We start from the raw sequence: 9995 nt of genomic DNA, 5'->3' as shown, positions 1-9995 counted from the left end.
TGCTTCTCTCTCAAACAATTTTTGAGCAATTGTCAAAACTACTGGGTCTGAGCTTTTAGGTTTGAGGTGTTTGACTACGCATTTCGGATTTCCTGGTAAGTCTAAGTCTTCAGCTAAGTAGGTATCTCCGAATCCTCCACTTCCTAGCGACTGAATAATTTTGTAGCGTTGTCTCAGGATTTTTCCAGACTGCACCATTTCAGTTATCAGTTATTAGTTATCAGCTTTTTCAGTTACCAGTTATCAAACTTTCTCTTTTCTGTTATTAGTTATTAGACTTTCTAGCGTACTAGCTACCAGGAAAATATGGTTTTTTTGGCCGAATTGATTTGAGTATATCTGAGCACACCTTCTCCATTATGCTTATAGTACCATGTCAAATTTTTTTGTCAACCCCATTTTTCAGTTATTAGTATCTAGTTCGTAGTAGGACTTGAGCAATAAAATCAATATTTAAGGGGCTAGAGCAAAACTACAAACAAAATAATTATTCTCACTAATTTTTAGTAAACCCATAATTAAGGCGATCGCTTGTTTTATCGGAAATCTCTTAATATTAATTCTTCTGACAAAGGTAATAAGCTAACCGCTGAATGCTGACCGCTGAATGTTTAAATATTCATCAAGTTCCTAACATTTGCAATTTATATAAACCAGCATAAAGACCATCTTTTTGTAATAATTCCTGATGAGTACCTGATTCAATTAACTCTCCTCTTTTCAAAACAAATATCCGATTAACATTTCTAATGGTCGAAAGTCGATGAGCAATAATAATAGCTGTTCGTTCTGCTAAAAGTTGTTCTAATGCTGATTGAATTAAAGCTTCTGTTCCGACATCTAAACTAGCAGTTGCTTCATCAAGTACCAAAATTCTAGGGTTACGAATAGTAGCGCGGGCAAATGCTAATAACTGTTTTTGACCACCAGAAAGATTGGCTCCTCGTTCTCGTAGTTGAGTATTATATCCTTGGGGTAATTCGGTAATAAATTTATCTATATTTGTGCTTTTTGCGGAGGCTTGAATTTCCTCAAATGAATATTTTTCTCCCAAAGTAATATTACTTTTTACATCTCCGGCAAATAAAAATCCATCTTGAAGAATCACGCCAATATGTTTTCGTAATTCAGCTTGAGGTAAATCTTTAATATTAATTCCATCTACCAAAATTCTGCCTTTATTCACATCATATAAACGACAAAGTAAGCGAATAATAGAACTTTTTCCAGCTCCAGTCGGACCTATTAAAGCAATTTTTTCTCCAGGTTTAATAGTGAAGTTGAGATTTTTCAGAACATATTGATTTGGTTTATAGCCAAACCAGACATTTTCAAATCTAATTTCACCTATTTGGGAATTATTAACTTGAAGATTTGGTAACTTTTTAATTTCTCCTTCTGGGTCAAGAATTTCAATTTCTTCATTCAGGAGATTAGAAATACGTTCAACGGCGGTTAAACCTGCTTGAATAGCCGTAAATTTTTCGGCAAATTGTCGTAAGGGGTCGAATAAACGTTGAGCATATAAAATGAAGGAAGAGAGAGTACCAAAGTCTAGATTTCCTGCTAAAACAAATCGCCCTCCAAGAAATAAAACTGAGGCGATCGCGATTAAAGAAATCCATTCTAAAATACCAGAGATAGCTGAGTCATAAAAAATAGTTTTATCTACTGCTTGAACATACTTTAGATTATTGGCTCTAAATAATTCTGAATTGAACTTTTCTCGCCGAAATAATTGCACTACTCCAATGCCAATTAAGTTTTCTTGTAGTTGAGCATTTAGACCTGAAAGTTCATCTCTAGCTTTGTAATTAGCTTGCCGATATTTTTGTTGAAAATAGATAATAATTGCTGTTACTGGCACAATCATTAATATCAGCATTAAGGCTAGTTGCCATTGCAAACTAAACATAGTAATAGCAATGATTAAAATTGAGAATAGATCGCTTACTATCCCAATAGCACCTGTAGAAAATACATCTCCTAAAGCTTCAACATCACTGGTAAGACGAGTAATTAATTTTCCTACAGGGGTACTGTCAAAAAATCTGACTCCTAAAGAAAGAACGTGCTTAAATAAATCATTTCTAATATCAGCAGTAATTTGTTGTCCGAGTTTTTGTACTAAAAAGCCTTGTAGGGATTGAAATATGAGTCTTATTATAATAGTTAGCATTAATATAATTGCTAAAATATTCAATCCTTGAGATAGAGAAATTTGTTGGAGAAATAACCAAGTTTCTTCTCCTAAAATTAGAGAAATTGCTTGTCCGATTAACAGTGGCTGAATTGCCCCTGAAATTGATAATGGTAATAATAATATTAGTGAGGTAGCTACTAAAGTTTTATGACGGAGGCCGTAGTTTAGCAATCTTTGAATTAATTGCCAGTCTGTTTCACGATTATTACTTCGGTATTTATTACTATCAGTTTTAGGAGAGACACTGGTCATAGATTTTTTTGTTACACTCTGGATAGTAGGATGTTTTATAAAGTAGCATATTAGTTAATTTTTCAGTAAGCATTCAGCCGTCAGCTATTAGCTAGCCTCCTGGGTCATAACTACGTTAACAGCTATTGCCGAAGGTCGGAGGTAATAGACATTGAGAAATTGACAGAGAATTAAAAGTTACTGTCAAATTATCCTCCTTTAACCGCGATAAATATTCATTTAAACGTTGTATTTTAAAGGGAGGATATGATTGGTGAAGGATTGACTACTAAGAGCTGAATACTTACATTTTTCACAATTAATAATCGACCATGACAATATAAGTATGATATTTTAAATTGAAACTAAAAGATTAAAATTGAGACAATTTAAGAGCCAAGATTTAGATAAATTATATGGGTTTTATAGTAATCCTAAAGTCATGAAATATGTGGGTCATTTCAGTTATCAGTTATCAGTAGCTCTAGCTGAAGCATTCGGATTGACATCAGGAATATTCTCTTTTCTCTTGGTCGATTATATATGGCGAGGTTTCCTCGCCATATTCAGCTTTTGAAAAAATCAAGCAACTACTTCACCAGACCGCTAATGACCTATTTATTTATAACTTTTAATTCTCTTGAAGAGTAATTCCTGACTCTGGAAATTGAGCTTGGTTATTTATTAAATCTTGCATATTGGTATCAAGGATTAGCAACAGAAGCATCAAAAGCAAGTTTAATATCTGGATTTGAAGAGTTGAAATTAAAGGAAATTGTAGCGATAGCTAAACCTAAAAATCTTGCCTCCCAAAAATTAATGGAAAAACTGGGAATGAAATACGAAAAAGATGCTAATTATTATCAAACTAATGTGGTATATTATAAAATCTCAAAAAAAGAAGATCGGTATGATAGTTCTTTCTATATTCTAGAGAAATCAAGCCAATTGATGTTAAAAAAAATATGAGTAATATTATGTTCGGATATTCAAATTTATTAAATATATCAAATGCAGATTCTTTTAGTGGATGATGAACCAGAATTAACTTCTCCTCTGAGTCGTGCTTTGAATAGAGAGGGGTACAATGTTGATGTTGCTGATAATGGAGAAATGGGTTGTAAAATGGCAATTCAGGGTAACTATGATTTGCTAATTTTAGATTGGATGTTACCCCAAAAAACAGGATTGGAGATTTGTCAAAAGTTACGGTCGCGACATGACTATACTCCAGTTTTATTTCTTACTGCTAAAGATACTGTAGACGATCGAGTTGCGGGATTAGATTCTGGTGCAGATGATTACTTAGTTAAACCTTTTGAATTACGAGAATTATTAGCAAGAGTTCGAGCTTTATTGCGTCGCCCTCTTACCATTGAGGCAACCACAACTCAGCAAAATTTACAGGTAGGAGATTTAGAATTAGATATAGAAAATCAAGTTGCTTATAGTAGTGGGCAAATGATTAACTTATCAGAAAAAGAATGTAAGCTACTAGCATATTTTATGAACTACCCCGGTCAACTTTTAACCCACCAACAAATTTATGAATATTTGTGGGGAGAAGGGGAGCAACCAAGTAGTAATGTCTTAGCAGCACAAGTACGTCTATTGCGAAGAAAAATAGAGACAACTGGGAAGTCACCATTAATTCATACTGTTTATCGGAAAGGTTATCGGTTTGGAAAACTATAAAATTTAGAATTTAGAATTTAGAATTCAGGAGTAAAATTCTTACTGTGAATAAATGTGAAAAGAATGAGAAGTTCTTAAATGGTGCGTTACGACGGATTCCTAAATACCTTTCACAGCTTAAATTTTAGCCGTCTAACGCACCCTAAAATAATGAACTATTACCTAACGCTGCTTCATAAAACCGATATAAAACGTCATAATAAGACATTTTACTGTTTACTTCCTGCTTCCAACTGAGGCCGTCGGCGGTTACTCATCCACAGGCATTCACGGTTAAGCCAACCGCATTTTAACAGTCTATACTTACATCTAAGTCTTTGTCAATAGACATGCATTACATTTGGTTCTCCAACCCTCACACTTGCCTTGGATAGTAGGGAGTGGGATTTTTGGAGAGGTCTACATAGATAGACTGCCAGTAATGTTTAAGCAGCGATTAGTGCAGAAGATACAAATTTCACCCTCGTTACTTACAAATGTGTGAAGAGAACTACTGTATTATATCGTTTACACACGTAAATTGTTAACTAAGTCGAAACTCCATGCGGAAAGTATCAAAGATCGCCACCCCGAAGTGCTAATAGCACAATTACTACCGGGCCAGCAATAACAACCATGGCTAACATTGTTAACTGGGCAATAGTTTCAAAGTTAATATTGCTGAAAAAATCAGTTAAAAATTCCATATTTTCCTCTTAGAAAAAATGTGCTTAAAACGAATAATTGTCTCTGTGATCGTACAGAAATAAGATATTTTTGAGGTATATTAATACACCTCAAAACATAAGGTTAGGCAAAAATTTGGACATTGTTGCGTCCATTCTGCAGAAAATGCGTAAAGTTGGCCTCGCCCAGTTATTTTGGCTTTTAGAGGTACGACACACTGGTTTTTCAAATCTCTTTACCTGTTTAATGCCGAACAACAGAGCTTGGAACTGGCCGCGCATCCCAAGGTGTTATGACCTAAATAACGTTTACTTTAAAAAAGTGGGCTGGACTAACCATTTAAGCGACTTTAGCGCTTTGATTAGATTTGTGGTTAGTCTAGATATTAATAAAATAGATACTGAACTGAAAAACCGTTTTTTATTCTATCAAGCGATCGCCTATCTAATTTAATAAATTTCACAAAACTCAATATTTTGCTCTGCTACAATCAAAAGGCCGTTAATAAAACTTTTGACTTAAATAAAGAATGGCTACTTGGTGTTGTGTCAAAAATTGTGGTGCTTGTTGTTACCTAAAACCAACAGAACGTCCAGAACTAGAAGAATATTTATCGCCAGAAGAAGTCAAGCATTATATGAGTTTAGTAGGAGCAGATGGATGGTGTATTAATTACAACCATTTGAGTAAAGAATGTCGTATTTACTCTGATAGACCAAGATTTTGTCGAGTCCAACCAGATACCTTTAAAGAAATGTACGGTATTGAGCCAGAAGAACTAAATGAATTTGCCATTGACTGTTGTCAGGAGCATATAGAGGATATGTACGGCGAGCATAGTCTAGAAATGCTTCGATTTAATCATGCAGTGGGCATTAACTCAGGCTTCCAGAGGTAATAAAGCAAGTTGACACATAGCACAATTATCTGAAATAATAAATAAGATTTAAAAAATCTACATATATAGTGCTATGGGCAAGTCATGCATTCAAAAGTCAAAAGTAATCTGTGAGTGAGTATTTCTGAGACAAATACTCCGTAAATGGGATTTACCAATGTCCGCGCAGTGCTATATTTAGTAATTTATGATAGTTGCCAGTGAAACCTTTCCCGACTAGCGAAAATACAGCTCAAACCCAAATAGATTTAGAACAAAAAGAAGTTTCTAAGAACTTACCTTTGCCAGTTAGCTCAGAAAAAGGTGAAATTTCACCCCCCACTAATTCTCAATCAGAACAAGAAGAAACAAAGGTAAAAAAAACAGGAGCATGGGCAGTATTTGCTTCTACTTTTGTGACAATACTTTTAGCAGAAATTGGTGATAAAACTCAACTGACTACTTTGTTAATGACTGCCGAATCTCAATCTCCTTGGATAGTATTTGCAGGTGCAGGTAGTGCATTGGTAACTACAAGTTTATTGGGAGTATTGTTAGGGCAATGGTTAGCGAGTCACCTCTCTCCAAAAACGATAGAAAGATCGGCAGGAATTATTTTATTACTAATATCTTTGACTTTAATTGTAGAAGTTTTTTATGAAAATTTTGCGTAAGTATTCCCCTATTAGCAATCAGCTCTCAGCTCTTTAATAAATGAAGCAATCATTAGTTTAAGTTCTACTATAGCAATCCTAAATGATTTATGAAAATTTTTATAACAGTTAATATTAACGGAAAACCTTGAAAATTCTGACTCCTGTACGGGCGATTCGCGTAATTAGGAGCATTCCGTAGGAAATCGCCTCTACGACTCCTGACTCTTAACTACCACCAAAATATTACAACTGAAATAGGATTGCTATATATTTTCAACCAAAGAGTTGTATTTGATTAAAAATTTTATTATTCCTTATTAATTAACTATGGATTGGCAACTTTTAGGTTTAAGTTTTATCGCAGTTTTCCTATCTGAATTAGGAGATAAAAGTCAATTAGCAGCCATTGCTCTGGGTGGGTCTTCAAAATTTCCCCAGATGGTATTTTTGGGTACTGCATCTGCTCTATTATTAACAAGTTTTCTCGGAGTTTTATTAGGGCAAGGAATAGCAGAAATTTTACCAACAAATATAGTAAAAATTATTGCTGCAACTGGATTTGCTTTTATGGGTCTTCGCCTTTTATTATCTGGTGAAGAGGAAGTAGAAGAGTCTGAAAATAGTTAAATTTCCTAAGCATTCAGCAGTCAGCTATCAGCTATCAGCTATCAGCTATGAGTTATTAACTCATTATTTGGCAAGGATAAATTAGTCTTCAAGGAGAATTAAAAGTTATTAATTAAATTGGTCATCAGCTCATCCTTAGTAATATAAATTATTACGTTCAAAAGCTGTTTGCGCAGCATTCCGGAGGAAAAGCTGAATCCTAATACCTAAATACTTACTAAGCTTAAATATAGTAATCTTAAATGATTTGTGAAAAAAAACTGTAGGGGTTTGGTCTCCAAATCCCATTTTCCTTTGGGTTGGGAAACTAAACCCCTACGATAAAATGTTATAACCTAATTTAGGATTGTTATATATTATTTACTTCTGATGAATTTTCCTGAGATTTCTCTATTTCTGAAATAGCTTTATCGTAGCGACTCCGAAGTTCTGGAGATAAATCACCTGGTTCTATTTCTGTCTCTTTAACCTTAATTTTTTGTTGATTAGTTTCATGGTGAGCAGAACCGATTTTTGTCTTTGCTTCTCGTACAAATTTGATTTCTTCAGCTAAGTCAAAAGGAGAAACTTTTTGAGCTTCTCCTTCTCTCGTAACTGCTCGACTTGCTGCTGCAATTACAATATTTAAAATATCACCTCCGGCAAGTTCTTCTGATTCATTTGCTAACCATTCTAGATTTACATTTTCTGTAATTGGTACTTCTTTTGGCAGTAGATATTTCCATAGTTTAATGCGACATTCTTTGTCTGGTAATTCAAATTCAATGTGCGCTAAAATTCGGCGCACAAATGCACCATCATAATTTTTGGCGAGGTTCGTGGCAAAAATAACTACTCCATCAAATTTGTCTAATTGAAGTAACATTACAGAACGACTAACATTAACTCCATGATCCGAACTTTGAGTGACATTAGTTAATCTTTTTCCCAGGATAGAGTCAGCTTCATCAAAGAATAAAACTGAGTCAGTTTCTTTAGCTTTGTCAAAAGCTGCCGTAATATTTTTTGGAGTTTCACCTACATATTTAGACTCAATTTCTGCATAGTTAACTTTGATAATTTTTTTTCCTAAAAAATGAGCGATCGCTTCTGCACAAAAGGTTTTACCTGTACCTGGTAATCCAAATAAATTAATCGTGGTACGTTTACCACGGGGATCGATACTTTTTAAGTTCCACTGGTCATATAAAATGTCGTGATATTTAATTCTATTCAGTGCTGTATCAATTCTATTTTTGACGGTTGAGGGAACTATTAGGTCGTCTAAACTTCTTTGAGTATTTTCTGGAATAAACATTTCCATTCTGTTTATTTCAGTTGTTTGATTGGAGGATTTATTAGTGGAAGTTTGTTCGGGAGGTTGGTTGGAATTTGTACTTTTTGTTTCTTGTGTATTTATTACTTTTTTCCATCCTGTAGGCATAAATTAATTCTCCTCAGTTAATCAAAAATATAAGTAGTAGACTGACACGCCTAAAAATGTAGGTTGGGTTGAACGGAGTGAAACCCAACCTACGCCTTTTTGGGTTCCATTGGTGATATAAAATATCGTGATATTTAATTCTATTCAGTGCTGTATCAATTCTATTTTTGACGGTTGAGGGAACTATTAGATTGTCTAAACTTCTTTGAGTATTTTCTGGAATAAACATTTCCATTCTGTTTATTTCAGTTGTTTTGTCAGAGGATTTATTAGTGGAAGTTTGTTCGGGAGATTTGTTGGAATTTGTAATTTTTGTTTCTTCTGTATTTATTACTTTTTTCCATCCTGTAGCCATAAATTAATTCTCCTCAGTTAATCAAAAATAGTAAGCATTTCCTGCGGAATGCTGCGCAAACAGCTATTAGCAGTCAGCTCTCAGCAATAAAAATGAATGAAGCAAGAATTCGTCGATCTTATACAACATTTTTAACCCATAAATTGAAGCAAAAGAAGGAAGAGTTTTAGTTTTCAAACCATACAGTTCAAGTTAATGAGGCTGAAAGCTGAAAACTGGCGGCTGAATGCTTACCAAAAATATAATTAGGTGGGTTTCATTAAGTCTAAAATGTCATTGCGAGGAGGAAGGAAGAAGCAATCTTTATTACTTTACTAAATATGCTCTGCCAAGTTTTCTCTTCCCTGTTTTCTGTTGCCTCAGACCTAGAAATTAATACCTCACTCTTTATGAGAATTGATATATAGGATTAATGAGATAATATTTATTGGTTATCCCAAGGAAAATACCAGGGGCGACTGATTGTATTATTATCACTTCGGAGAAATTCAGACCTAATTGTTTGTGGTAATTCATCCCAGTTCCAGTTAGTAGCTACCGAGAAAGATTTACCATTAGCGTAATCTAGATTTAGGCTAATTTCTATATCATTAATAGATTTTCCTCTTGTAAAAGTTAACCTAGCAGAATCAATTATTTCACGAATTTTATCGGCAATTATAGGATTTGATGCACCTTGAAGCGTTGCTAAAACTTCTTCAGTCGATTCGTCTAATTTTTCTGCTAATGAAATTGCCAATTTTTCTTCAAACCATCTATCAATATTGGTGCGAGTTTCTGTCTCATTCTGTTTGCTTAAAAAATAAAATGCTCCAGAACCTAAACCGATAATTCCAGAAATAGAAAGCAAAGCAATTTTTATATTATCCATTTCTTTTTACCAATAAACAGCCATAGTTTTTCCTTTGAAAAATTCTACTTGACTCAGCAGATATATCCATTTCATCAATTTATCGCTCGTGAGATTTAGTTACATTAGTTTCAATCTGACTTTTCTCATGGCGTAAAAACTCTGCACGAACATCTGGAGATATTTCATCCCAATATACTTCTTTTTATAGGTTAACTTTTACCGGAACTTTTTGATCAGATTCAAAGATTTTGATTGCCGAAAATGTGATTTGCTTTATCCATTAACCTGATGATTGTCTTTCTAGTTTGATTACTTGCTTTAGTAAATATTCACCCAACTTTTTATCCATTTTTTTTTCACCTCCAAATAATCAGAGTTTTTCAGAGGAAAAATTCTACTTGACTAAGCA

11 protein-coding genes and 1 pseudogene are annotated in these 9995 nt (G+C 34.0%); 6 read left to right on the top strand and 6 right to left on the bottom strand.

The features are described from left to right. Positions 1–195, bottom strand: a pseudogene (locus tag F6K22_RS19250) (protein kinase); the annotation flags it as partial. A 427-nt stretch (positions 196–622) separates the two neighbouring features. Beyond that, the gene (locus F6K22_RS19245; RefSeq protein WP_293101255.1) at positions 623–2455 is read right to left on the bottom strand and encodes an ABC transporter ATP-binding protein; all 1833 of its coding nucleotides are present in this window, start codon (positions 2453–2455) and stop codon (positions 623–625) included. 633 nt (positions 2456–3088) lie between these two features. On the opposite strand from F6K22_RS19245, the gene F6K22_RS19240 reads away from it, so the two are divergent. Together F6K22_RS19240 and rppA are read left to right on the top strand one after the other, a co-directional pair. Continuing rightward, on the top strand, positions 3089–3403 hold the full coding sequence (locus tag F6K22_RS19240) for a GNAT family N-acetyltransferase (protein ID WP_363273920.1): 315 nt from the start codon (positions 3089–3091) through the stop codon (positions 3401–3403). A 42-nt stretch (positions 3404–3445) separates the two neighbouring features. Beyond that, on the top strand, positions 3446–4129 hold the full coding sequence (gene rppA, locus F6K22_RS19235; protein ID WP_293101251.1) for a two-component system response regulator RppA: 684 nt from the start codon (positions 3446–3448) through the stop codon (positions 4127–4129). Between the two features lie 554 nt (positions 4130–4683). Here rppA and psb30 read toward each other — a convergent pair. Beyond that, entirely contained in the window at positions 4684–4815 is a 132-nt protein-coding gene (psb30, locus tag F6K22_RS19230) for a photosystem II reaction center protein Ycf12/Psb30 (RefSeq protein ID WP_293101248.1), read from the bottom strand. Positions 4816–4960: 145 nt separating this feature from the next. Here psb30 and F6K22_RS19225 point away from each other — a divergent pair, with 145 nt between their 5' ends. The 4 genes from F6K22_RS19225 (at position 4961) to F6K22_RS19210 (ending at position 6955) form a co-directional block, all read left to right on the top strand. Further along, complete coding sequence (locus F6K22_RS19225; RefSeq protein WP_293101245.1) at positions 4961–5248, top strand: hypothetical protein; 288 nt, start codon at positions 4961–4963, stop codon at positions 5246–5248. 76 nt (positions 5249–5324) lie between these two features. Then, on the top strand, positions 5325–5693 hold the full coding sequence (locus F6K22_RS19220) for a YkgJ family cysteine cluster protein (protein WP_293101242.1): 369 nt from the start codon (positions 5325–5327) through the stop codon (positions 5691–5693). 200 nt (positions 5694–5893) lie between these two features. After that, a complete protein-coding gene (locus tag F6K22_RS19215) occupies positions 5894–6346 on the top strand; it encodes a TMEM165/GDT1 family protein (RefSeq protein ID WP_293101239.1) in 453 nt (150 codons plus the stop codon). Between the two features lie 309 nt (positions 6347–6655). Then, complete coding sequence (locus tag F6K22_RS19210; protein ID WP_293101236.1) at positions 6656–6955, top strand: TMEM165/GDT1 family protein; 300 nt, start codon at positions 6656–6658, stop codon at positions 6953–6955. Positions 6956–7304: 349 nt separating this feature from the next. Here F6K22_RS19210 and F6K22_RS19205 read toward each other — a convergent pair whose 3' ends face one another. The 3 genes from F6K22_RS19205 to F6K22_RS19195 all read right to left on the bottom strand — a co-directional run bounded on the left by F6K22_RS19205 (position 7305) and on the right by F6K22_RS19195 (position 9604). Beyond that, on the bottom strand, positions 7305–8378 hold the full coding sequence (locus F6K22_RS19205; protein WP_293101233.1) for an ATP-binding protein: 1074 nt from the start codon (positions 8376–8378) through the stop codon (positions 7305–7307). 13 nt (positions 8379–8391) lie between these two features. After that, positions 8392–8733, bottom strand: coding sequence for a hypothetical protein (locus tag F6K22_RS19200; protein ID WP_293101230.1), 342 nt, complete (start codon positions 8731–8733; stop codon positions 8392–8394). A 424-nt stretch (positions 8734–9157) separates the two neighbouring features. After that, positions 9158–9604: a hypothetical protein gene (locus F6K22_RS19195; protein ID WP_293101227.1), complete on the bottom strand. Its 447-nt coding sequence runs from the start codon at positions 9602–9604 to the stop codon at positions 9158–9160. Between the last annotated feature and the right edge of the window lie 391 nt (positions 9605–9995).

This window comes from Okeania sp. SIO2F4 (genome assembly GCF_010672385.1).
Lineage (GTDB): Bacteria > Cyanobacteriota > Cyanobacteriia > Cyanobacteriales > Microcoleaceae > Trichodesmium.
This window is presented reverse-complemented; position numbering and strand designations above follow the sequence as displayed.